The organism is Catalinimonas alkaloidigena (assembly GCF_900100765.1).
Taxonomy (GTDB): Bacteria; Bacteroidota; Bacteroidia; order Cytophagales; family Flexibacteraceae; genus Mooreia; species Mooreia alkaloidigena.
On record NZ_FNFO01000003.1, the window covers coordinates 837,352 to 861,635 of the forward strand.

21 protein-coding genes are annotated in these 24,284 nt (G+C 58.9%); 10 read left to right on the forward strand and 11 right to left on the reverse strand.

All coding sequences use genetic code 11. From position 1 onward, the window contains the following. Window position 1: 1 nt before the first annotated feature. Entirely contained in the window at window positions 2-667 is a 666-nt protein-coding gene (locus BLR44_RS10750) for an START domain-containing protein (RefSeq protein WP_089681701.1), read from the reverse strand. 138 nt (window positions 668-805) lie between these two features. On the opposite strand from BLR44_RS10750, the gene BLR44_RS10755 reads away from it, so the two are divergent. The 6 genes from BLR44_RS10755 (at window position 806) to BLR44_RS10780 (ending at window position 7,610) form a co-directional block, all read left to right on the forward strand. Then, window positions 806-2,266 carry a phytoene desaturase family protein gene (locus BLR44_RS10755; RefSeq protein ID WP_089681702.1) on the forward strand — a complete coding sequence of 487 codons (1,461 nt, stop codon included), beginning with the start codon at window positions 806-808 and terminating at the stop codon, window positions 2,264-2,266. Between the two features lie 79 nt (window positions 2,267-2,345). Further along, window positions 2,346-3,407: a dTDP-glucose 4,6-dehydratase gene (gene rfbB, locus BLR44_RS10760; protein WP_089681703.1), complete on the forward strand. Its 1,062-nt coding sequence runs from the start codon at window positions 2,346-2,348 to the stop codon at window positions 3,405-3,407. 176 nt (window positions 3,408-3,583) lie between these two features. Further along, a complete protein-coding gene (gene rfbA, locus BLR44_RS10765; RefSeq protein WP_089681704.1) occupies window positions 3,584-4,444 on the forward strand; it encodes a glucose-1-phosphate thymidylyltransferase RfbA in 861 nt (286 codons plus the stop codon). 206 nt (window positions 4,445-4,650) lie between these two features. Continuing rightward, window positions 4,651-5,808: an MFS transporter gene (locus tag BLR44_RS10770; protein WP_218127047.1), complete on the forward strand. Its 1,158-nt coding sequence runs from the start codon at window positions 4,651-4,653 to the stop codon at window positions 5,806-5,808. Window positions 5,809-5,920: 112 nt separating this feature from the next. Then, window positions 5,921-6,883, forward strand: coding sequence for an NAD(P)-dependent alcohol dehydrogenase (locus BLR44_RS10775; RefSeq protein ID WP_089681705.1), 963 nt, complete (start codon window positions 5,921-5,923; stop codon window positions 6,881-6,883). 4 nt (window positions 6,884-6,887) lie between these two features. Further along, window positions 6,888-7,610 (forward strand): DUF4386 domain-containing protein, encoded by a 723-nt coding sequence (locus BLR44_RS10780; protein ID WP_089681706.1) that lies wholly within the window; start codon window positions 6,888-6,890, stop codon window positions 7,608-7,610. On the opposite strand, the gene BLR44_RS10785 is transcribed toward BLR44_RS10780, so the two are convergent. From BLR44_RS10785 to BLR44_RS10815, 7 genes are all read right to left on the reverse strand, one after another. Continuing rightward, entirely contained in the window at window positions 7,596-8,168 is a 573-nt protein-coding gene (locus BLR44_RS10785) for a Crp/Fnr family transcriptional regulator (protein ID WP_089681707.1), read from the reverse strand. The two genes, BLR44_RS10780 and BLR44_RS10785, sit on opposite strands and share 15 nt — an antisense overlap. 34 nt (window positions 8,169-8,202) lie before the next feature. Then, complete coding sequence (locus BLR44_RS29265) at window positions 8,203-8,418, reverse strand: zinc-binding dehydrogenase (protein WP_089681708.1); 216 nt, start codon at window positions 8,416-8,418, stop codon at window positions 8,203-8,205. Between the two features lie 11 nt (window positions 8,419-8,429). Continuing rightward, window positions 8,430-8,951, reverse strand: coding sequence for a GNAT family N-acetyltransferase (locus tag BLR44_RS10795; protein ID WP_089681774.1), 522 nt, complete (start codon window positions 8,949-8,951; stop codon window positions 8,430-8,432). Between the two features lie 379 nt (window positions 8,952-9,330). Beyond that, window positions 9,331-10,125, reverse strand: coding sequence for a LytR/AlgR family response regulator transcription factor (locus BLR44_RS10800; protein ID WP_089681709.1), 795 nt, complete (start codon window positions 10,123-10,125; stop codon window positions 9,331-9,333). Continuing rightward, window positions 10,118-11,308 carry a sensor histidine kinase gene (locus tag BLR44_RS10805; RefSeq protein ID WP_143017231.1) on the reverse strand — a complete coding sequence of 397 codons (1,191 nt, stop codon included), beginning with the start codon at window positions 11,306-11,308 and terminating at the stop codon, window positions 10,118-10,120. Before BLR44_RS10805 ends, BLR44_RS10800 begins: the two co-directional genes overlap by 8 nt. Window positions 11,309-11,436: 128 nt before the next feature. Then, entirely contained in the window at window positions 11,437-12,783 is a 1,347-nt protein-coding gene (locus BLR44_RS10810; RefSeq protein ID WP_176955983.1) for a sensor histidine kinase, read from the reverse strand. Between the two features lie 395 nt (window positions 12,784-13,178). After that, window positions 13,179-15,116, reverse strand: coding sequence for a D-arabinono-1,4-lactone oxidase (locus BLR44_RS10815; protein WP_089681712.1), 1,938 nt, complete (start codon window positions 15,114-15,116; stop codon window positions 13,179-13,181). Window positions 15,117-15,280: 164 nt separating this feature from the next. Between BLR44_RS10815 and BLR44_RS10820 the strand changes: the two genes are divergently transcribed. From BLR44_RS10820 to BLR44_RS10835, 4 genes are all read left to right on the forward strand, one after another. Then, window positions 15,281-16,597 (forward strand): hypothetical protein, encoded by a 1,317-nt coding sequence (locus tag BLR44_RS10820; RefSeq protein ID WP_089681713.1) that lies wholly within the window; start codon window positions 15,281-15,283, stop codon window positions 16,595-16,597. A gap of 86 nt (window positions 16,598-16,683) precedes the next feature. Continuing rightward, window positions 16,684-17,064 (forward strand): four helix bundle protein, encoded by a 381-nt coding sequence (locus BLR44_RS10825; RefSeq protein ID WP_089681714.1) that lies wholly within the window; start codon window positions 16,684-16,686, stop codon window positions 17,062-17,064. 57 nt (window positions 17,065-17,121) lie between these two features. After that, window positions 17,122-18,570 (forward strand): Dyp-type peroxidase, encoded by a 1,449-nt coding sequence (locus BLR44_RS10830; protein ID WP_089681715.1) that lies wholly within the window; start codon window positions 17,122-17,124, stop codon window positions 18,568-18,570. Continuing rightward, window positions 18,570-19,571 carry a catalase family protein gene (locus BLR44_RS10835; RefSeq protein ID WP_143017232.1) on the forward strand — a complete coding sequence of 334 codons (1,002 nt, stop codon included), beginning with the start codon at window positions 18,570-18,572 and terminating at the stop codon, window positions 19,569-19,571. The genes BLR44_RS10830 and BLR44_RS10835 overlap by 1 nt, the downstream gene beginning before the upstream one ends. On the opposite strand, the gene BLR44_RS10840 is transcribed toward BLR44_RS10835, so the two are convergent. From BLR44_RS10840 to BLR44_RS10850, 3 genes are read right to left on the reverse strand one after another with little or no spacing between them, the layout of a single operon-like run. Continuing rightward, complete coding sequence (locus tag BLR44_RS10840; RefSeq protein ID WP_143017233.1) at window positions 19,560-20,876, reverse strand: Kelch repeat-containing protein; 1,317 nt, start codon at window positions 20,874-20,876, stop codon at window positions 19,560-19,562. The two genes, BLR44_RS10835 and BLR44_RS10840, sit on opposite strands and share 12 nt — an antisense overlap. Further along, window positions 20,876-21,901 (reverse strand): DUF4249 domain-containing protein, encoded by a 1,026-nt coding sequence (locus BLR44_RS10845; protein WP_089681718.1) that lies wholly within the window; start codon window positions 21,899-21,901, stop codon window positions 20,876-20,878. The genes BLR44_RS10840 and BLR44_RS10845 overlap by 1 nt, the downstream gene beginning before the upstream one ends. Beyond that, window positions 21,901-24,282: a TonB-dependent receptor gene (locus tag BLR44_RS10850; protein ID WP_176955984.1), complete on the reverse strand. Its 2,382-nt coding sequence runs from the start codon at window positions 24,280-24,282 to the stop codon at window positions 21,901-21,903. Before BLR44_RS10850 ends, BLR44_RS10845 begins: the two co-directional genes overlap by 1 nt. Window positions 24,283-24,284: the final 2 nt, after the last annotated feature.

A 24,284-nucleotide genomic window follows, 5' to 3' on the forward strand; every position in this document is an offset into this window, starting at 1 on the left:
GTTACGGCGCATCGGTCGGGGACACCGGGGGGGAGGGTGAGCGTGTCGGGGTGGTGTCCTGTAGTTCCTGACGCATCCGGCGGAAGGTATTCCACAGGCTGTTGCTGACCAGCGGAACCGCTACCCACGGCGGAACCTGAAAACGCGCGTTTTGCTGGATTTTTACCCGGTAGGTTACTTCTGTGTGCGTCGCATCGAGCGCGCGAAGCTTCCACGTACCTTCCGAATGCGCCATCCTGACCTTGTTCTCTTTTTCAGGTAAAAAATCGGCCACGCCGCGCATTTCGATGCGTAACGAACGTTCCTGCGTATCCTCGTAGAGTTGGTTGTGCGTTACCACATCGCGGTTCTGGAACGGCCACGGCAGGGCCAATTCGGCGTAGGTATACCATTCCTGCGCGTTGACGATCTTGACGTCTTGCAACAAAATCATGCGGTCGATCCACCTGGGGCCGCGGGGCGAGTCGCGTATGAGGGCCACCAGGGCCGCCTGGGGCGCATCAATTTGCATAACCGCTTTGAAGTGCCGGGCGCCCTTTTCTGGATGATGCACATAGACACGGATGCTATCTTCTTGCTTGGAGAGTTCCCAGGTCGGCTCTTGTGCACACGCAGGCAGAACCCAGCCCAGCCAGCCGCTCCACCACAAGAAAAGCAAGTATTTCATCTGCCTTTTCCGATTTAAACTGCTCAAGATAAGGGGATTTGGCACGCTACGAAAAATCGTAGCCGGAAGAGAGGTAATATTGCGGCAGGCGGGTGCACAAAAGCAGTCGCGCCAGATTGACCACCTTTATACTGATCTATGGCTTCCAACTTCCAACAGCACAGTTACGATGCGATTGTCGTCGGCTCGGGGCCGAATGGGTTCGGTGCTGCCATCCGCCTGCAACAGGCCGGGTTGTCTACGCTCCTGGTCGAGGCCAAGCCGACCATTGGCGGCGGCATGCGCACCGAAGAACTGACCCTGCCGGGGTATCGGCACGACCGCTGTTCGGCCATCCACCCTATGGGCATGGGATCGCCGTTTTTTCAGAGTCTGCCCCTGGACGAATACGGACTGGAGTGGATTCAGCCCGACTTGCCGCTGGCGCACCCCGTCGACGGCGGGACGGCCGCACGACTGGAACAATCGCTGGAGGCGACAGTGGCGGCTTTTGGCAAAGACGGGAGCATGTACCGGAAACTGATCGGCCCGATTGTAGACCGGTGGGAAGACCTGGTGCCCAACATTTTAGCGCCGCCGCTGGGCATCCCTAAAAATCCGATTGCTTTTTCCCTGTTTGGCCTGAAAGGCTTGGTGCCGGCCCGCGAGCTGGCCCACTGGGCCTTCAGCGACAAAGCGAACCGGGCTTTGTTTGCCGGGCTGGCCGCGCACTCGATGTTGCGCCTTACGCAGCCGCTTTCTTCGGCCATTGGGCTGGTGCTGGGTAGCATCGCGCATCGGTTCGGGTGGCCTTTGCCGAAGGGAGGTTCACAGAGCATTGCCGACGCGCTGGCGGGCTATTACCAGGCCATCGGGGGCGAAATTGTGACGGATTTTATGGTGACGGATGTCCGTGACCTGCCAGCCTCGCGGGCCGTGATTTTCGACCTCAATCCCAAGCAACTTCTGCACATGGGGGGACTGGCGTTTCCGCAGCGTTACCAGAAACAGGTAGAGCGCTACCGGATGGGCATGGGCGTGTTCAAAGTGGATTATGCGCTCGATGGGCCGGTGCCTTTCGAAGCCGAAGCGTGCCGCCGGGCCGGGACGGTGCATCTGGGCGGCTCGTTGAACGAAATTGCCCGCTCCGAAGAGGAAATCTGGCAGGGTCGCCATCCGGAGCGCCCTTATGTGTTGATGGCGCAGCAAAGCTTGTTCGATACCACGCGTGCGCCGGAGGGCAAGCATACGTTGTGGGCATATTGTCACGTGCCGAACGGCTCGCAGGAGGATATGACCGACCGCATCGAGCGGCAGATCGAGCGGTTTGCACCGGGCTTCCGCGATCGGGTCCTGGCGCGCCATACGATGTTTACTGCCGACATGGAAGCTTACAACCCCAATTACCTGGGGGGCGACATCAACGGAGGCGTGCAGGACATGCTGCAGACGTTTGCCCGCCCGACGCTGAGCTTATCGCCCTACAAAACTCCGCTGAAAGGCGTTTACGTCTGTTCGTCTTCCACCCCGCCGGGCGGGGGCGTACACGGCATGTGCGGCTACCACGCGGCAGCACAAGTCCTGAAGGACTGGAACAAGGCGGGGTGGTCGTTTGCGTAAGTAGAAGCTTTGATGTAAGAAATGCCGCTGGTTTGTAGCGAATTTTGGATAAATTGAACCTTGGTTAAGCAATTGCGCTATGTCTAAAAAAAAGATTTTAATCACGGGAGGGGCGGGCTTTATCGGTTCGCACGTGGTGCGTCGTTTTGTCAACGAATACCCCGACTACCATATTTATAACCTCGATAAGCTGACCTATGCGGGGAACCTGTTGAACCTGACCGACATCGAACAGAAGTCGAACTATACGTTTCTGAAAGGCGACATCACCGATGCGCACTACATTCAGGAACTGTTCGGGGCGTACAATTTTGACGGCGTCATTCACCTGGCGGCCGAGTCGCACGTCGACCGCTCCATCACCAATCCCCTCGACTTTGTGCTGACCAACGTGGTCGGAACGGTCAACCTGCTCAACGCGGCTAAACATGCGTGGCGCGATACCCTCGACCAGCACCTGTTCTACCACGTTTCGACCGATGAAGTGTACGGCTCGCTTCACGATCCCGACACGTTCTTCACCGAAGAAACGGCCTACGACCCGCGTTCGCCTTATTCGGCCTCTAAAGCCTCGTCCGACCATTTTGTGCGTGCGTACCACAATACGTACGGCCTGCCGGTGGTGCTTTCCAACTGCTCAAACAACTACGGTCCCAACCAGTTTCCCGAAAAACTGATTCCGCTTTGCATTCACAACATCCAGCACGACAAGCCCCTGCCCATCTACGGCAAAGGCGAGAACGTTCGCGACTGGCTGTTTGTGGTGGATCATGCGCGCGCCATCGATGCGGTCTATCACCAAGGGAAGGTGGGCGAAACCTACAACATTGGCGGGTTCAACGAGTGGCAGAACTTGGAGCTCATCCATTTGCTGTGTGACGTTATGGACCGCAAACTAAACCGGACGGAAGGCACTTCGCGGAACCTCATCCAGTTTGTAAAAGACCGGGCCGGACACGACCTGCGTTACGCCATCGACGCGACCAAAATTGAGTGTGAGTTGGGCTGGAAGCCGTCGCTGCAATTCGCCGAAGGGCTGGAGAAGACCGTCGACTGGTATCTAGACAATCAGGAGTGGCTCCAAAACGTAACCTCTGGTGCCTACCAGCACTATTACAAAGAGCAATACGAAGCGCGGTAAGTCACCGGTAGGCTAATCGGGCGTTAAAATAGCAAGGGCGGGTGCGAAGGTGTCCGCCTTTTTGGTGTAAAAGTGGCTTCCTTACATTGCACTTCGCGCGCTCCCTGGTTTCTTCCCCACGTTTGCCATTCTGACCAGAGTTTAGAACTTTACGATTTCAACCACGCATCCATTCGATGAAAGGAATTATTCTGGCCGGCGGCTCCGGCACCCGTCTTCATCCCCTCACCTTGGCAGTCAGCAAGCAGCTTATGCCGGTGTTCGACAAACCGATGATCTATTATCCGCTGTCGGTCCTGATGCTGGCGGGCATCCGCGAGGTACTGATTATCTCCACGCCGCACGATCTGCCGCACTTCGAGCGACTGCTGGGCGACGGTTCGCGTTTAGGCTGCTCGTTCTCCTATGCAGTGCAGGAAAAGCCGGAGGGGCTGGCGCAAGCTTTTACGATCGGGGCGGATTTCATCGGGAACGACAAAGTGGCGCTGATCCTGGGCGACAACATTTTCTACCGCTCCGGCCTGTCCAGCCTGTTGCAGGAATGCAACGATCCCGACGGCGGCATCGTCTTCGCCTACCATGTGCACGATCCTGAGCGTTACGGTGTAGTGGAGTTTGACGAAAACTTCAAAGCGCTTTCCATCGAAGAAAAACCCACACAGCCCAAATCGAGCTACGCCGTGCCGGGCCTGTACTTTTACGACAACCGCGTGGTCGAAATCGCGCGCAACCTGAAGCCGTCGGCACGGGGCGAGTACGAGGTAACCGACATCAACAAGAAGTACCTGGCCGAAGGAAAACTAAGCGTCAAAATTTTTAACCGCGGAACCGCCTGGCTCGATACCGGTACGTTCCCGTCGCTGATGCAGGCCGGGCAGTTTGTTCAGGTGATCGAAGAGCGCCAGGGGCTGAAGATCGGCTGCATCGAAGAGGTCGCCTATCGCATGAAGTTTATCAACCGAGCACAACTTACTGAACTGGCCCAACCGCTGATGAAAAGCGGCTACGGTCAGTACCTGGTGAACCTCCGCGAATAGAAGGTCGACTTCAAGATCGTCTAACGCAAATCACCCCTTTTCCGGCGTGCCACGGTAAAAGTGCGGTTCCTGCGGGCGCAGCGGTTGTTTGTGCAATTGTGTCTGATGGACACTTTGGTGCTAATGACCGGTTGCTTACCTTTGCCGAAACTTTTTCTAATACTTTTTCGAGCGACGGCCCACCACCCGCGTAGAACCCGAAACCTATGGCAAGTGAGGTGGTAGTGGCGACACGTCACCGCAGGACGCACCGCATGGCGGTGGGCGCGTTTTTCTTTTTACGAGGACTTATTTTTGCTTCATGGGCCAGCCGTATTCCACAAATTCAGGAACGGTTAGCGCTGAGTGACGGCGAACTGGGCGGCGTTTTGTTGGCCATGCCCGCCGGGATGATCCTGGGCATGCCCCTGTCGGCATGGCTGGTCGGGCGCTTGGGAAGTCATCGGTTGCTGGCCGTGGGGGCACCCTTCTACGCCGTAGCTCTGTTGCTGATCGGCATGACGCAAGCCACCTGGCAGCTGATGGGCGTCCTGTTTTTGTTCGGCCTTTCCGGCAATCTTTACAACATTGCAACCAACACCCAGGGCGTGGGTGTAGAGGCCCTTTACGGTCGCTCGGTCATGGCTTCGTTCCACGGACTCTGGAGCCTGGCGGGGTTTCTGTCGGCGCTGTTGGGCAGCTATTTCATTTCGCTCGAGCTTGCCATTACTACCCATTTTGCCATCACCAGCCTTACGGCATTGGTGCTGATGCTGGCGTTCCACCGGTACACGCTTGACGAAGACGCCAGTGCTCATAAAAACAAGCCGATCTTCGTGCGGCCCGACCGTACCCTGCTCAACCTCGGGGCCATTGCGTTTTGCAGCATGATCTGCGAAGGCACCATGTTCGACTGGAGCGGCATTTATTTTACCAAAGTGGTCGGCGTGCCGGAATCGATGACCGCACTTGGTTACGTGGCGTTCATGGCCACCATGGCGGGTGGGCGTTTCTTCGGCGATTGGCTGGCGATGCGGCTCGGCGTCCGGCGGCTCATTCAGGTCAATGGCGTGTTGATTGCCCTGGGACTGCTGACGGCTGTGCTGTTGCCCTATCTGCCCACGGCGGTGGCGGGCTTCCTGTTGGTGGGCGTGGGTACCTCGACCATCGTTCCGCTGGTATACGGCATCGCCGGGAAAACCACCACCATGTCGACCGGCATGGCCCTGACGGCCGTCTCGTCCACCGGCTTCCTCGGCTTTTTGTTTGGTCCACCGCTCATTGGGTTCATCTCCGAAATCGCCAACCTGCAGTGGTCGTTCGCGCTCGTCGCATTGCTTGGCCTTTGTTCCGCGTGGCTGATCTCCCGTGTCCGACTGAGCTGAGTCTGGCGCATCCCTGTAAGAATCTAATCCCTCGTCGTCGCTTCTTACCCAAAGTCAATGAACTTCAGGGGATGAGGGGAATACCTTTGCTTCATCACAAAATCACAACGCGATGAAAGCAGTAACCTATCAGACCTACGGAGCACCGGAGGTGCTTCAGCTGGCAGAAGTGGAAACGCCTACGCCGCAGGATCACGAAGTGCTGATCCGGATTCATGCCACGACGGTGACGGCCGGCGACTGGCGCATGCGGAAAGGCGACCCGTTTGCAATACGCCTGTTCAGTGGACTGACCGCCCCGAAACATCCGATTCTGGGGCATGAACTGGCGGGCGAAGTGGAGGCGACCGGCAAGGCGGTGACGCGTTTCAAAAAAGGCGATTGGGTATTCGGGTCAACGGGGTTGCAGTCGGGTACCTACGCAGAATACATCACCTTGCCGGAAGACGGTACGCTGGCGCTGAAGCCGAAACACCTCACCTGCGAACAGGCGGCGGCCGTACCCGTCGGCGCCCTTACCGCGCTGCATTTTCTGAGGAAGGCCCAGATCCGGCGCGGGGCGAACGTCCTGATTCACGGCGCCTCCGGGGCAGTCGGTACGGCCGCTGTACAGCTAGCGAAAGCGTATGGCGCAACGGTAACGGGGGTGTGTAGCACCGCCAACCTGGAGCTGGTTCGGTCGCTGGGCGCGGACCGGGTCATCGACTACACCACGACCGATTTCACAACTCTGCCTGATGCGTACGACATCATCTTCAGCACCGTCGGGAAAACGTCGTACACCCAGTGTCGACACCTGCTGACCGATCAGGGCGTGTATGTCGCCAGCGAAGCGGCTCCGTCCGACTATTTCCACATGGTCTGGGCGCCTCTGGTCAGCCGTCGGAAAGTAGTGGCCGGGGTGGCCAAAGGGCGCCAGGAAAACTTACGCTTCATCAAACAGCAATTGGAAGCGGGAACGTTGCGCCCTGCCATCGACCGGCGTTATGCTCTGACGCAACTCGCAGAAGCGCACCGGTATGTGGAGCAGGGCCACAAAAAAGGAAACGTCGTGATCACCGTACACGCCGACTAACGCCATGAAAACGCACACATTTCGACGACTCGCCGGTGCGGCAGGAATCGGTTATCTACTCATTTTTCTGTCCGGCTTCTTTGCCAATTTCTTTGTGTTGGAAAGCCTGGTGGTGCCCAACGATGCCGCGGCGACCGTACAGGCGCTGATGACGCACGTGCTTCAGTTTCGCCTGGGGCTGCTGGCGTTTGTGCTGATGGTTGCAGTCGATGTAGCGCTGGCGTGGCCCTTGTACATCCTCCTCAAACCGATGCATCCGCGTCTGGCGCAACTGTCGTCGGGGTTACGAGTTGTAAACGGAGGGCTGTTTGGCGTAGCGCTGTACGCGTTATTTCGCATTGCGTTCCTGACGAGCAGTGCCAGTCCCCTGGCGGCGGAAGCGCTGCCTGACGCTGTGATGGCCGCGCTGGCTTCCTTTGACCAAATGTGGCTCGTCGGCTTGATTTTCTTCGGCGCTCACCTGGCCCTGCTGGGCTTCCTGGTCATCCGGGCGCCTTACGTACCTACCCTGGTGGGGCTTTTGCTTCTGGCCTCTTCGTGCGGGTACCTGGCCGACAGCCTGGCGCATTTCTTCCTGACGAGTTACGCGGATTACGAAGTCGTCTTCACCGGAATTGTGGTGCTGGCAGGCGTGATGGGAGAGTTGTCTTTGACCGGCTGGTTGTTGTGGGCGGGTTTTCACCGACCAAATTGCTCCGGGAAAAGGCAGGCGTTAGCCCTTGAGTAGAATCCGTTTGCGGATGCGGCTGAGCGATTCGGGCGTGACGCCCAGGTAACTCGCCAAGTGGTATTGCGGCACGCGTTGCAGCAAATCAGGCCGAGAGTCTAACAGGGCCCGGTAGCGTTGTTCGGGCGAGGACGTGATGAAGCGGGCCAACTGCTCTTGCGTCTTGCCGAAGTCCTGTTCCACCGCCACACGGCAAAGCGACTCAAATTTCGGGTACCGCCGAATCAGCTCCTGTTCCTTCTCGTAATTGAGCACCAATACGGTAGTTTCTTCCACGCAGGCAAGGTAGTGGGTCGCGGGCGCTCGGTTGGTGTAGCTGTCGAGCGACGCACACGACTGCTCTTCTGTATAGAATGCTGTAGTTTTTTCGTCGCCGTCCAGCAGATAATAAGACCGGATGCATCCCCGGAGAATGAAATACGCATCGGTGGCGACCTGGCCTTCGCGCAGCAGCACCGTGCCTTTCTCAAACGTTCGGATGGGAATACATTCGTTGATGGCCTGCGCCTCCGCTTCCGTCAGCGGAATGGAGAAAAGGGCGGAGCTTTCCTGTTCCATGAGGAGATTCGGGTTTAGGGTGATCGGGGACGATTCACGCTACCGTAAGGGTGACGTTGCCCCTTTTGTGTCCTTGCGCCACGTACCGATGCGCCTCCACCACCTGCTCGAACGCATAGCTTCGGTCAATCACCGGCGTAAGCACTCCGTCGTCCACGAGGTCTTTCAAATATGTTAAATTCTCGGCAGAATCCGGCGCATTTTGACCCACGATAAACTTTTTCGACGACGCCAGAGAGGTCCAGAGCATCGCCTACCGTCTTACTGCAGCACGCTCCGCGCTAGTACCAGATCGTCCTGCACGTCCTGACCCAATACAAAGACTTGTGTACCCACCTCCTCGAAATGCCAGCGCTGGTAGAAGGCGCGCGCCCGTTCGTTTTTCGTCCAGACGCCGAGCCAGAGCGTATCGTGTCCCCGCCGTTGCGCTTCGTGAAGCGAGGCCTGCATGAGCGCGGCACCGTAGCGCCGACCGTGGTAGGTCTGGTCCACGTACAACCGGGCAATCTCGAGGGGCCGCTGTCCGGGCACGCACGCGGGCCGTTCGCCGTCGCGCAGCTTAACGTACCCCGCCAGTTGATCGTCCAGAAACGCCAGCAGAAAATACGCGTGCGCATATCCCAGTTCCTGCGCCACCTGCGCGGTCGTGAAATGCGTGGCGACGTAAGCGTCCATGTCTTCCGGCGTGTTGTAGGCCGCATACGTATCGCGGAATGCGCGGGCACTAAAAGGGGCCAGTAGCGCGGCATCGTCGGGCGTGCCGAGGCGGATGTGTGGTAACATAAAGCGTTGGAAAGACGAAGGCTCAAGGTAGGCCATTTGCACACCTCCTGCAATGCAGTTGCTTCTCGTTTCAGGCTTTTGCCGGAATCAATTGTTGGGGATTGAAGGAGATTAATGTATCCATAGCTTGGGGCACAACCCAACGGGGCGCATCTCTGCGATGAAATATGCTTGATAGAACAAATAGCAAAAGGAGGTGAGTTCCAGGACTCTAGTCCAGAGTTCTTGAAAGCTAGTTTAACGAAAGATAGTACGTGAGAAAACAAAAAGCGGTAGGGGCAAGATCTACAGGAAGTCAAAGCCTGGATTGCAACGGCGAAGCCCCAACTCGATTGACCGGATTACGTTTTGAAGCCCAACCGTTCTCTCCTTCACTCCCTCAAACCCTCCTTCCTTTTCCTTCCAGCCAGGCCTGGAGTCGGTCCCGGTAGTGGCGGCTGACCTTTAGTGTTTCACCGGTGGTGAGGACTGCCTCGTATTCACTGTTGGCGAGCGGGTCGAGTCGTTGTAAGAACCGCACGTTGACGATGCTTGATTTGTGGATGCGGACGAACTGGTGGTCGGGGAGGCGTGCGTCCAGCCGTTTCATGCTTTCGCGCAGGAGGAAAAACCGCCTGGCCACGTGAATCTTTACGTAATAGTCGTAGGCTTCGATCCAGATGATGTCGTCGAGCGGCACGAAATGCACCCGCCCGTCGGCTTTGATGACCATCCGCCGCGTCTCCTCTTCCCGGTCGGCCAGAAGGGTTTCTTTTACTGACGGAGCGGTCGCCTGCACCAGCTTTTCCACGCCCGACGGTTGGCGCGCGGCAATCAACTGTTTAGCATGGGTCAGCGCCGCGTAAAACCGTTCGTCGGTGAAGGGCTTCAGTAGGTAGTCTACCGCGTGGACCTCAAAGGCTTTGAGGGCGTACTGGTCGTAAGCCGTTACGAAAATCACGGCGGGCAACCTAGGCACCTGCAAACTGCGCAGCACCTCGAACCCGTCGACCACGGGCATCTGGATGTCGAGCAGCAGCAGGTCGGGATGGTGCGTGTGGATGGCGTCGATGGCCTCTACGCCGTTGCGGCAAACGGCCACTACCTCCAGGTCAGGGTCGTCTTCGGCCAGGGCGCGGAGCCCTTCACGGGCTTCCCATTCGTCGTCGACCAGGATGGTGCGGAGTTTAGGCATGAGCTTCGGCGGGTGTTTCGCGGAGGGGCAGCAGGAGTTGCACCAGCACGCCGCCCTCCTGGTGATAGATCTGAAATTTAAAATTGGCTTGGTACAGGCGCAACAGCCGGTCAATGGTATTCCGGTAGCCGATGCCGTGTCCTTCGGGACGCTCTTCCGAAGCGGGCGCGCGCTGGCGGCTGCCCAGCAGAGTGGAGGCCTGCGCCGGATGTACGCCCGAAGCGCGCGTGCGCACCGCCCCGGGGCCAGAGTTAAATACTTCCAGCACCAACTGCTGACCGCGTACCGACGTGGCAATGCGCAGCGTGGCGTGGTCGAGCGTTTTGGCGATGCCGTGTTTGAAAGCGTTTTCGACGAGCGGTTGCAGCACCAGCGGCGGCACCTGCAACGGGAGCGTTTCGGCGGCAATGTCGTATTCGATCGTCAGGCGATCCTGAAACCGCACCGCTTCAATCGTTAAATACTGTTCCACCAGCGCCATTTCTTCGCGCAACGTCACGAAGGGGCGGGTTTCGCGCGAGAGGCTGCTGCGGAGCATGTCGCTCAGCCCTACAATCATGTTGACCGCTTCCGGGTTTTTGCGGGCGCGCACCATCATCGTGATGGTGTTGAGCGCATTGAACAGAAAGTGCGGATTCATCTGGATACGCAGGGCCTGGAGTTGCGCCTGTGTCAGCCGGTTTTCCAGTTCGAGGGCGTGAAGCGAGCGGTCTTTCAACCGGTGGTAGACGTCCAGCCCGGCGATGAGGCCCAGCGAAAGCGCGTACAAAAAACCGGAATAAAGCAGATCGGCTCCTACCGTAGGGTGCCAGGTTAGCAACGTGCCGAGCGCCTGCAACTCTTGCGATAGAAACAGCCGTTCCAGTAGCACCGCAATGACCGCACTGCCCACCCAATGCACCACGGCGTAGACCACCGCACCCCCCACGTGCAGCAGCGCCCACCACCCGCGATGCAGCTTGCGCGTCGACAGGTAAAAGGAAAAGAGCAGCAGACTCAACAGCCAGTAAGTCAGGTAATCGGCCAGCGGCCACCCGATCAGCCCACGCCATACGAATGTCCGTCCCAGATGGTGGGCCAACACGATACTGCGCACCACATCCAGGCACGCCAGCAGCGTCCAGAACAGGGCGTTGTACCAAAGCAAACCCGGAAGTTGAAAAATGCGCGCGAGGCGGTTCATGTCCAAAGATGGTAAATCTGCTTAAGAACATAAGTGTTTTATCCAGCAGATACGAAGGGCCTAAAACAGAACGACCCCACTTCTAGAGGAAGCAGAGTCGTTATCGAACAGAAGAATGATTTTGTGATCTAGGCATAGACGATCTCCTCTTCTACCGGAACTTCGGTTGGCGGTAAATTGGGGAGTCGCACCGTGAACGTGGTGCCCTGGCCCGGCGTCGACTCTACGGCAATGGAGCCCTGCATCTTTTCGACCGTTTCTTTGACGATGAACAGGCCTAGGCCGGAGCCGGGTTTCTGGTCGTTTGCGCGGTAGAACATCTCGAAGATGCGCGCCTGGTGTTCGGTCGGGATGCCTACGCCGTTGTCAGCAACTTTGAGCAGCACTTCGTTGGCCTGTTGGGTAACCGAAATTTTGACGAAGCTTCTTTCTTTGCGGGCATCTGCGTAGCGAAATCCGTTGGAAATCAGGTTATTTAGAATGACTTCGAGCTTACCCGGGTCGGTATGGAAATCGTGGGGCGTTACGGTTTCGGTATAGATTTTCTCTACCGTCAATCCCTGATCGGCCACACCGTACATCTCGAACGCCAGTTCGATCTGTTCCCGGAAGTGAATGCGTGCCGGCCGGAGGGCCTGTCGGCTGTTGCGCGAGTAGTGAATGATGTCCTGAATAAAGGTATCGAGTTTGCGCAGGCGTTGCTCCTGCAGGTCGAAGTAGGTCGATAATTGGCCGGAATCTTTTTCCATCCGCGCAACCTGAATCAGTCCCATCACCGAAGCAATGGGGGCCCGCAGGTCGTGCGACGCACTGTAAACGAAGCGGTCCAGCTCCTGATTGGCCTTTTGCAGCGAATTGTTGTGCGACTGAATGGTTTGGTAAGCTTGGTCGTATTGCTGTTTCAGATGATTGACCAGAATGCCCAGAAAAACGAAGGAGAAGAGCAGAGAGCTGATGGCCTCCGCATACGGATGCGTGTGAATTTTGGTAGAGGCAGGAATGAGTGTGGGGAACAGCAGTTCCAGGGTCAACAACAGGAGCAGATGAATGAACGAAAATACGATCAGCCGCAGGTGAAGGGTACTGGGAGTGATGACCAGCACGGCGGCCAACAAGGTAGAGAAGCAGAGCGTAAAAGGCGACAGAAGGCCGCCGCTCAGGTACCAGCCCGCCGTGGCCAGCAGAAAAACAGTTGCCCAGTGAAGCGCCCGGATGGTCCGGATTTGTTGAGGCGACTGCTTCAGAAGACGCCGCCAGAAGATAAATAAGGAACCGACGACAATCAGGAGGACGGGCCGTCCGTAAACACCGGTAAATGCATCGATCGGCAACATGCCAAAACAGCCGATAATGCCCAATAGCATTTGTTTGCGCAGACTGGAGACATTGATGTCTTCGTCGAGGTTATCGGTGACCTGCGCGCTATGAGAACATCGGAACCATTCCTGAATTGTTGTTACAAGTACTCCCTTCAAACCTGCCATTTTAAATATTCTGATAATATTTTTAATTAAATAAAGTTAGTGCGGGAATGGTAACTCACTCTTGCTGTGCTGTTTTTGCAGAAAAAGGGTAGATATTAAAAATCGGAAGCCGTGCACGAAGCGGCGGGCCGAAACGGTACACCGCCTTTTGAAAGAAATCGTACTAGAGAAAAAGTCCGATAAGTCGTGGGATAGACCGGCACCTCAGGCCTAAGCCGTTTAGCTACAAAAGGTTACGCGCGTTGTAAACCCCCAATGGGCCCATGAGGCAGAAAACCAGTCTGGCGACAAGGCAAAGATTTGGCACGTAGCCGCTTCAAAAAGCGACGATGTAAGAGGGAGTGGTTTCGTAGCGCAAACGGGCCTTCTCAACGCTGGGCATCGCGTCAGATCATCTTCACCGGTGGAGCCAGCGGCGGGGGAGGAGTCGGTGCTTCGGCGCGCGAAAGCCCCGCGCGGTCGGTAAAACGGTTGTCGAACGTGCCGTGCGGGTTAAACGTCCGGTACGCGGCCAGCCACCGGTCGTAGTGGGGATACCAGCGGCTGAGATCCTGGTCGATGCCGGTGGCGTAGCCGAGGTTGAGTCCCCAGTGCGGGCGCGCCTGAAACGCCAGCATTTCCCGTTCGATTACTTTTAAAATGTCCAGGCTGCACCGGACGTCCCACAGAGAAACCACTTCGACCAGGCACGCCGGCCGTTCGTACGTCATCGACAGGTAAGCGGGCGAGGCATCGACAAACCGCAGCGCCAGCGGAGCGGGATGGAAATGCTTGTACGCCTGCGCAAACTGGTTGATCAGTTCCAGCATCCGGTCGACCGCCTGCACAAACAAATTTCCTTCCAGCGGAAAGGCCAGCTCGATGGCATAACCGTAAAATTTCATTTCGCCCAATCCCTGGTTCAGCACCACGTCGTACGGACCGCAAAAGCCCCCACCGTCTTCTTCGTAATCGACAATGCGGTAGAGCGAATTGCTGATGAGCTTCGGGATGCGCTCGAACTGGCGGTTGAACAGCCACGCCGACACCGGCCCCGCGATGATCAGCCCCGACAGCAGCGACGACAGGTAGTTGCGCCGCGTTCGCTCGTCGGCCGGTTGGTCGGGGTCCAGGTCCACGTAGTTGCGCCGCGTCACGAGGCAGAAATGTTCGCCGCTGTCGTCGACAGCGTAGGGGTTGATGGTGAGCTCGAAATGGCGGTCCTGCCGCAGGTAGTCGAGGCCGCGCTCCGCGATGATGGCCTTCTCGATTTCCCAACTGCTGGGCAGGCGCTCTTCTTTCAGCGAATACAGGTTCATTACTTCCAGCACCACCGAAAACACGATGCCCATGCAGCCCATCGCCACCACGGCGCTGTAAAACAGAGCGTCGTCCTGGACCAACTCAATGCCGTGTTCGAGCCACTCCGGCGTTTGTCGGTACGCCTCGGGATCAGTGATGCCGTCGTGGGGCTCCAGCCGGATGGCCCGCCCGCCGCCTACCACCATCACCATCGATTTTACGAAATTGGGGTAAGGGCCCAGCCCCAGTCCGGAGCCGTGGGTCGACGTGGAAACCGCACCCAGAATGCCCTGTACGTCGGAGCCGCCGAGGTTTTGCAGCGCCCAGCCTTCTTGCGCCAGCAGGGGTTTCAGGTCTTTGATAATCGTGCCCGCCCCGGTTTCGTACAAGTGGCGGCGCTCTTGTGTCACGTGATCGCCCACCCGCGTATCGACCAAATAGCCGTCGCGGAAGTCGGCCTTGATGTAGGGCTGATCGGCCCGACGTTGCGGCCGCGTCATCCGGCGGGTGCTCACCATGTAATCGGCGGTCACCGCCACGTCCGACAGCGAATGTCCCGACGCCACCGCCCGCACGCGTCGGCCTTCCCGTTCCGCGTCGCGTACCAGTTGCTGAAGGGACCGCAGGCCGTCGAAATCATACTCCATCCGTTGGTCGGGCAGTTGTTGGTCGGCCTCCTGATGAACGCCGTTGCCGGGCACCAGAAAGCGCAACGGCACCAGTTGCTGGCTGCCGATCCAGTTGCTCCAGGTTACGCGGGTTTCCGTTGGAGGCAGGTACCCATTGGCGCGCTTCTCGTACGCACCGGTATCGAAAATCAGGCGCTCGTCGCTCGGCATCAGGTGGTTGACTGTGTTCTCGATGAAACGTTGAAAACGCCGCCGCCGCAACATCCAGTTGAGGTGACGGATCACCTGTTCGCGTTGCGCGTTGGTGCAATGGTGGGTCAGGCGGTCGTCGACCGATTCGAGGTAGTCGGGGAGTTGCTTGCGTTGGAAAATGAGTTTGCCGAGAAACTGCAGCAAGATGGAGAGCGTCAGCATAAGAGGTGGGGTTAGGGGCACGCGCGCTGCCTCGGAGCGAGGCAGCAGAGAAGGACCGTCAAGGTAAAAATTGTCGGCACAAAACTCAAGTAAGTAGGAATAAATAGTTGATTTCTAGCATCTTATCCTGTTAATTCCTATCTTTCTCGCCCGACGCTCCTCCCATGATCACCACCCTCCAGGGGCTCACCGTCGCGACCCGGGTCCAGCCCGGTCAGGAAAACGCCCTTCAACATCTGCTTCAGGAAATCGGCGCTTCGGTCCAGCAGGACGGGGGCCGCTATACCTTTCGGGCACATACCACGACGCATTTCGCCTCGTGGGTGCTGATCGACGCCGAATACAACCAGCGGGGGCAACTGCTGCCCGCCTGGCTTCTGCTCATGACTACCTTCACCGGCAGCCGTCGCGAGCATCTGGACGAACTGGTGCGGGGCAACGGCGCTGCGCTGCATCAGGTCTACCAGCACTGCGAAAAAAGCCCCCACGACGCGTCGGAAGCGGGCCTGCGACGTTACCTGCAGCGGCACTTGCAAGCCACCACGACATATGCGGGCTATCAGTACATCTCGAAAGAAGACGTGACCCGCGAACAGACGTTGCGCGAGACCTTGGAGGATTTTCTGGATGCGCATCCCGAACTGCGATCCGAAACACCCGTCGCCATCCGGCAACGATTACAGGACCATGTGCGCGCTACCCCTGCGTTGCAATGGGCGGTGACGCCTTTCCGGCGCTCGTTCGCCAGCTACTGGAACCTGTTCGGCTCGCTCTGGCTCTTTGGCGGGGTATTGGGAATTTTACTCCTGTTGTCGCTCGTCGCCCTTTTCATCCACCATCCGCTCACCATCGGCGCGGCCATTGTGTTGGGAGGCTTTTTCCTATACTTGGTAGGGCTTCTGCTGGTATTGCGACTGACGGAAAATCAGCCCTATGCGCCCATTCCGCGCCAGACCGACGAACAGATTTACCAGATCGCCTCGCGCGAAACCTATCCGGTTATCAACGAAATGACGGTGATCGGGCCGCTAAAACGAGGCTGGGTACGTCCCCTGTTTCTGGCGACTACGCTGTGGCTGGTTCGCTTCGTCCGGGGCTTTAACTACATCTCGACCGTCCACGCGGCGCGGTGGCTCCAACTCGATGGTGGGCGGCGCATCGTCTTCGTCGCCTACTTCGACAACACCTCCGAAGGGTACGCCCACGACTTCGTGGATTCGAAGAAGCGCACACGCAACATGAACCTGATCTTCGGCCACGGGCAGGGCTTCCCCCCGACGCGCTGGGCCATGCTGGGTGGCGGCCAAGACAGCCGGAAGTACATGCAGACGGTCCGCGCCAGCCAGAAAATCACGCAGGTGTGGTACTACACCCATCCGCTCCTGAGCATCACGAACGTCACCAACAACCACGAACTCCGCAAAGGGCTCTTCGGAGACCTGAACGACGCCGAGGTTAGCGAGTGGCTCTTGCGACTGTAGTTCGGTTCTCAGTGGGCGGTTTTCAGTAGGCAGTGGACAGTTTGCAGTTACCAGGTTGTATTGGGCAGTTTAGAATAAGCACATAAATGGGATCGCTGAAGCAGCTAAAGGTCTACCAGAAAGCTTTTCAGGTGGCGATGGACATCTTCGAGTTGAGCAAAGTCTTTCCGCAGGAAGAAAAATATGCATTGACAGATCAGGTCCGCCGGGCCTCTCGCGCCGTCTGCGCAAACCTGGCCGAAGCGTACCGCAAACGGCAATACCCGGCTCATTTTGTAGCCAAGGTTTCTGATGCAGATGCCGAAAATGCGGAGGTTCAGGTGTGGATCGATTTTGCCTATGCCTGTCGCTATTGGGATGAACCTACGAAAAACCGACTCACACAGGCCAGCGAAGAGATCGGCAGAATGCTGAACACCCTACTACGGTCTCCCGAAAAATTTACCAACCAAGTCTCCAAAAATTAATGCTTCGTCTGCAACTGCAAACCGCCCACTGCCAACTGTCCACTGAAAACTGAACCTATGACACTTGAAACCGACGACATCCAGGGATTACTCATCCGGGGATACGGCCGGCTGGATGGCGCTTGTTACGTGCCGATGCAGTTCACCGAGGCCCGCCGCACGCAGCAATGGCTGCACGCCCTGCTGCCGCTGATTACCCCGGCGAGTCAATCGCCCGAGGACCAGGCGGTGCATCTCGCGCTGACCGCGGAAGGGTTCCGGCAACTGGGCATTCCGGCCGAGGCCGTTGCGACGTTTTCCCGGCAGTTTAAAGAGGGAATGACGGAGGCGCACCGGCAGTTTGTGTTGGGTGATGTGGCGCAGAACGCACCGACGCACTGGCAGTGGGGCGGACCCGGACGCGAGCCCCATGCGGTACTGATGCTCTTTGCGCGCGATCAGGCGGCCCTGGAAGCCTTGCTTGCCGAGCAGAAAACGCAGTGGGAGGCCGCCGGCATCGTCGCCCTGTCACGGCTCGATACCCACAAGCTGCCGAACTTCCGGGAACACTTCGGGTTCAACGACAGCATCTCACAACCCATCATCCGGGGGCTTTCCAAAGCGGAGGAGACGCCCGCATGGAACACGCTCGCGCCCGGTGAATTTATCCTGGGATATCCCAATCAGTACGACCTGTTTCCCGATACGCCGCACGTCGCGCTCGCCGCCGATCCGGACGGCGTTCTGCCCGACGTTCCACCGGAAACGCCGCCGCGCCCACCGGCAAAGGACCTGGGACGAAACGGTAGCTACCTCGTGTTCCGGCAAATGAGCCAGGACGTTCCGGCCTTTTGGCAGTACCTGAAGGCGCATTCACAAGAGCCCGGCGCAACGCCCGAAGCGGCGGCCATTGGTCTGGGAGCCAAAATGGTAGGACGCTGGCCGAGCGGCGCGCCCCTCACGAAGACGCCAGACCAGGACGACCCCGCGCTGGCACAGGACAACGACTTTCTCTATTGGAACGACGATTTCCACGGTCTGAAATGTCCCGGTGGGGCGCACATTCGCCGCAGCAATCCGCGCGACTGGCTCTTGACGGAACGGTCGGCGCAGGACTCGCAGGAGATGGTGCAGAAACATCGGCTGTTGCGGCGCGGACGCACCTACGGACCGCCGCTGGCTCCTTCGATGGACCCCCTGGACCTGATGCAGGCCGCCCCCGATGGGCAGGAGCGCGGCATTCATTTTATTTGTTTCGTTAGCGATATCGTCCGGCAGTTCGAGTTTGTGCAAAACGCCTGGATACGGTTCCACAAGTTCGGCGGAGCCTACGACGACAGCGATCCGCTCGTCGGGACGCACTATCAAGAAGAAGGCGTCGTAACCGACTCGTTCACCGTCCCGGCCCGCCCGTTTCGTCGGCGGTACAAGCAATTGCCCCAGTTTACGCACATGCAGGGCGGGGCCTATTTCTTCCTGCCCGGCCTTCGTGCCCTGCGCTACCTCGCCACCTTTCCTCTTCGCTGATGCCACCCTTACAACTCGGTCAGGAGTCCCCCCCCCCCGGTGAAGCGGCCGACATCACGGCGATGATTGCGCTGATGAAAGCCTCGCTGGCCAAGCGGTACGCACCCGGCGAAACCCTGCGGCAGTTTCATCCCAAAATGCACGGCTGCGTACGGGCCGAACTGACGGTCGATGCCGATTTGCCCGAGCATCTGCGGCAAGGCTTATTCCGAGAACACAAGACGTATCAGGCGTGGGTGCGCTTCTCTAACGCGCCGCCGAAGGTCCAATCCGATGCGAAAGCTTCGGGGCGGGGCATGGCAATCAAGGTGCTGGAGGTAGGAGAGGCCTCGTTAGTAGACGATCCTATCGGTGTTCCCACGCAGGATTTTCTGCTGACCACCAGCCCGGTCCTGTCGCCCGGCAACGCACGAAACTACCGGCAGGCGCTCTACGGCTTGGTGCACGGCTTTCCGCACAACCTGCCGTACGTGTTCAACCCCGGCAACTGGCGACGCCTGGCGCTGACCCTCCGGTTCATGAAGAAGCATGCGGATCTGCTGACGCTGTCGTATTTCTCCGGCAGTCCGTTTCGGCTGGGCGGAGAAGGCACGGCGGTCAAATTCAGCGCCCGTCCCCTGTACGCCCCGCTGGTGGAACGGCCGCGTCGCCCCGCACCCGATTTTCTGCGGCAGCGCCTTGTCGATCATTTGGCGACGCAGGACGCTACGTTTACCTTTTTGGTGCAGCCTCAGACTGACCCCGTCCGCGAACCGATCGAAGACACGTCCCGCATCTGGCACGCGCCGTTTTACCGCGTCGGTACCCTGCGCATTCCGTCGCAGGAATTCGATACCGAAGCACGGCGGACATTCGGTGAGAATCTCTCTTTTTCGCCGTGGCATAGCCTACCCACGCACCGACCGCTGGGCGGCATCAACCGCGTGCGTCGCGCGGTATACGAAGAACTGGCCGCCTTTCGGATGCAGCAGAAGGGGGTGGAGCCGTCGTCACTCCAGTGACAGTTGCCAGAAATCGGAGGCGTGCACGTACTTAAACGCCCCGTTGGGTTGTTGGGCCGTCCGATAGCCCAGCCCGAGGTACGCACGCCCTTCGAACACATTGGCGATCACCTTTAGCTGCCCTGCGCCCGGGTAGTCAGCAAAGAAATGCCACTGATTGGTTTGGACATCGTATTGCCAGAGATCGTACAGACCTCCCCTGGGCGTCGAGGCTTCCCCCAATCCGTAATACACCTTGCCGCCGTGCGAAAACGTGATGCCGCCCCGCCGCCACGCGCCCGGAAAGTCGGCGAGCCGTGTCCAGCTGTCTGTCGCCTCGTCGTACCGCCACAGGTGAATCGGGGCGGTCGGGTCGTCACTTTCCACCAGTAAGTAGCCGGTCGTGTCACATGCGGCGGCCACGAGTTGCCCCGGCGTCGTATCTGGAAAATCCGCATACGAGGTCCATTTTTCGCCGTTGAAACTCCAGACCGAACGCGGCAGTTGTGCGTTCACCACCACGGCCTGGGCACGTAGTGAGAAATGAGCCGTCGGCCCATCGCGCACCGGAATGCGACTCGGCACCAGATCGGGCGGACCAAAGGGCGTGGAATAGCCTCCGTACGGCGGGTATTGCCACAGGTCGTTGCGGTACTGAATCTTCTCTACCGTGCTTTCGTCGAGGTAGTACCCCCCGCCGTAATACAGAAACTGAGGAAGATTTTCCTGATAAAAGAGAAAGAGGTACGGGTCGTAGCGCACGTTCGCCAGGGGCAGGTCCGGTCGCTGAATCCACGCATCTCCCTGCGCGAAATACGTCCAGACTTCGGTATGGACTTCGTCGACGGGCCGCACCACGTAGAGGATGTCGTCTTTGAAAATGCTGGAAACTGTGTAATTGCCTTCGGAAAGCACGAGGGGATTGCGGGGAGACCAACGGAACGGTGACTGATGCCTTAAAAGGCGATTGTCGCTGTATTGCACTTCGCTGCCGGTGCGGACGTACGCCCGGAAGTAATAGTTCCGTCCCGGTTGTAAGCCTTCCACCGTTACGGACCGTGGCGAGGTGTCACTATAGAATGCCTGATGCTCCTGGTCGACGGTAGGGTCGGGCGTTTCGGCCCAGGCCACACCCCCCTCCTCCGCATCCGGAAATCCTTTCACTTCCAGCACCAGGGAGGCCTGGCCCGCCGCTGCACTGTAGACCGACAGTACGGCCAACGCGGGGTCTGGCGACAAGGGAATCAGGTTCGGCTCTTTGGGCTGACAGGACGACCCACCCAGCGCCAGAAGGCAGCAGCCAAGCCAGGAAATGTACGTGCGCATCACCATCCTTCCGGCGTATAAAGGTCCCCGTTGAGGTAAACTTCCCGGCAGTCGCCCGGCTCGATAAAACTTTCGTAATAATACGGACCCGGCCGCACGGTATCGCCCCGCAGGATGGTACGCCGACGGACAAGGGCCGACGCACCAAAATAACCCAGCGCCAGGTCGTCCGGGTTGTCGGCGTTGGCCACGTTGCCTTCCAGCGGAGCGGGCAGGGGATCGAACGTCGTGCCCGTGCGGGTCAGTTGCTCGCCGTACCGTTGCCAGAACTGAAACGCCTCGCGCGTCAGAGAATACTGGCTGACTTCCACAAAGTGTAGCCCCGGCACGTAGTAGGGCACGTACCCCACGTAGTAATGATCGATGCGGTTACCGTTGAAGGCAGCGTCGGACAGGACGTTGATGCCGCGTTCGTAGAAAGGCACCCAGCAGCTGTTGCAGCAGACGCCGGCAAACCCCAGCGGGCGGCCGGTCGACTCGCGGCGGCTGTAGCCCTGTAGGGTCCAGCGGTAGTAATCTTCCGTCTCGGCGGGGTCCTGCGCATGAGCGAAGAGCTGATAACCGTACGGATGGTCTTCGTCAAAATTCACGACCTCGGTAAACTCAGCCGACAGCGAATCAATGGGGGCGACGGCCCGCAACAGTTCCGGCTGCGAGACGTAGTGGCGACCGTCGGCCAGGACAAGATCGACCGCGTAGCGGCGCCCAATCTGCCCGACAAATGTTGGGTCGGTCGTGCGGTAGACGCCCTGCGCTTCCAGCACCGGTTTCAGGGTAGTCGTATCGCCTTGATCGTCAAAGATGCGGACCTGTGCTCCGGTAACGTAGAGGGCTTCCGGAAACAGGGTCGAAGAAACGAAGTTGCCGGTGTAGGTCAGTTGCACCGTGTAGGGGGGCGGTTCGTTGGTGATAAGCCCCTCCACCACGAGGATGGGCTGCACGTTCCTCACCCGAAGGGGCACCTCGTCGATGCACCCACCCAGGAGAAGCAAGCTACCGCAAAGCCATTGGAAAAACGGGCGCATCAGAAGTGAAAATTCCAGGTGACCGAAGGGATCAGCGTGCCCAGGACCGACAGACGGTAGGCGCGCGTCTGCGCGTAGTTGTACCGCGTAAAGTAAATCGAGTAAGGATTTTTGCGGGCGTACAGGTTGTACACGGAAAGGTTCCAGGTACTGTACCGCGGCTGGTCGGGCGCACGGCGGGTATCTTTTTGCAGGGCCACGTCCAGCCGGTGATAGGGCGGAATGCGGTCCAGGTTGCGTTGAGAATAGTTGAACACCACCGTCTGGTTCAGGAGGTACTGCCCGTCGGGGAACGTGGTCGGCCGCCCCGAGGTAAACACGAAGGTGGTGGTCCAGGTCCAGCCCTGCCCGAGCGGATACTGGGTGGTGAGGGCCAGGTTGTGAGGGCGGTCGACGTGCGCCGGGTAGTACTGCCCGTCATGGATGCGTTGCAGCGCAAACGGGGTCTGCACCGCCACCCACGTCCGGCTGTAGGTATAGCTGAGGTGCCCGGTCAGATGCCCCCGGTGTTTCGCCACGCTCAGCTCCACGCCGTAGGCTTGGCCGCGGGCGCGCATCAGGTCCGTTTCGAGCAGCGGATTGAGCAAGAGCCGGGCTCCGTTGGTGTACTCGACCAGTGAGTGCATCGCTTTGTAATAGACCTCGACCGAAGTCTCGAAAGCGTTCTCGGAGAAATTACGGAAGACACCGACCGCGAACTGGTCGGCCGTCTGGGGCGGCAGGTACCGGCTGCTCACCTTCCAGAAATCGACCGGCGAAATGGCCGTGGTGTTCGAGATCAGGTGCAGGTACTGGCGCGTGCGGTTGTAGCTGGCTTTGACCGAGGCGTCGGGTGTCAGGACGATACTGACCGAGAGGCGGGGTTCCCAGCCGCCGTACCGTTGCATGGGTGCACCGGCCGCATACAAGGTCGTGTCGGTGAGGGTTTCCCGGCTGCGGGGCCGGTCCGGCTGGTAATGGTAGAGGACGCCGGGACCTATCTGTTGAAACCAGACGTAGCGAACGCCGCCCCGTGCCGTTACGCGCGACGACAACCGCCACTCTTCGCTGAGGTGGGCAGCCGCTTCGTAGGCTTGCTCCTGCGGCAGGTCCAGCGGAATGACATTCGAGGTTTCATGGGTCGGGCGCACCGTGCCGGGTCGAACGGCGTAGTGGGTGCCGGAAAGTCCCCCTTCCACCTGATGCGTTGGTGCGGGCGTGTAGAGAAAATGCGCAGTGATTTCCTGTTGCTGAATGGTTGCCTGCTGGGTGAACTCGTAGGCTTGGCGCAGTCCGCGCAGCCCCGTGGTGTTGTCGCTGTGGGTCGCCTGCACGTTGAACAACAGGGCATCGTTCAAAAGGTAATTCCATTGCAGCGAGGCGGCGTTGTTCGTCCCAAAATACAGCGTGTCGCCCGGAAAGCGAAACGTGTCCAGGCTGCGGTAGTACGACAGCGCGAGGCGGTGATGGGCATTCGGACGGAACAGGAGTTTCCCGTTCAGGTCATAGAAAAAGGCCCGGCTGTTTCTCACGTCGCCCGGAAACGACTGGAGAATCCAGTTCGGATAGGCGGCACGCCCCCCGACCAGGAACGTAAGCTTTTCGCGCCACAACGGTCCTTCCACCACCACGCGACTCGCCAGCGGACTGAGGCCCCCCGACACCCGCAGCTTTTCGCCATTGCCCGCCCGCGTGTTTACCAGCAGCAGCGACGATAGCCGCCCGCCGTACTGCGCCGGGACGCCCGCTTTGTAGAGCGTCGCGTTGTCGACCACGTCAGGATTGATGCCCGTGTACAACCCCAGCAGGTGCGAAGTAGAGAACAGCGGAGCGCCGTCGAGAAGGACCAGGTTCTGATCGACACGACCACCCCGCACGTTGAACCCACCCGCGCCTTCGCCGACCGTGCTGACGCCCGGTTGTAGCAGCAGTCCCCGGATCAGGTCCGCCTCCCCGAACACGGCGGGGAGTTTCTTCAGTTCGGCGATGTCCAGGCGCACGCGGCTCATCTCGATTGATTGGAGGCGTTGCTCCAGCGCCTCGGAGCGCACCACCACCTCCTGTATCTGCTGGATTTTCTCGATCAGGCGAACCTGGAGCAGCGTATCGTCGAGGAGGTAAAACGCTTCGTAGTGCGTGCGGTACCCGACCGCGGAAAACTGAATCGCCACCTGCCCCACCGGAAGCCGGAGCTGGTACTGGCCACTCGAATCCGTCGTGGTGCCTACCCGCAGGTTCCGTACGAACACATTCACGCCCGCCAGCGGCTCGCCCGTTATCTGGTCGGTCACAACCCCTTGCAGTAACGCATTGGCCTGCGCCATTCCTATTGCCAGCGTGCTCAGTGCCAGGCACATGACCGGGCAAAAGAAACGGCGGAAAAGGAGAGCGTGGCGGAACATAT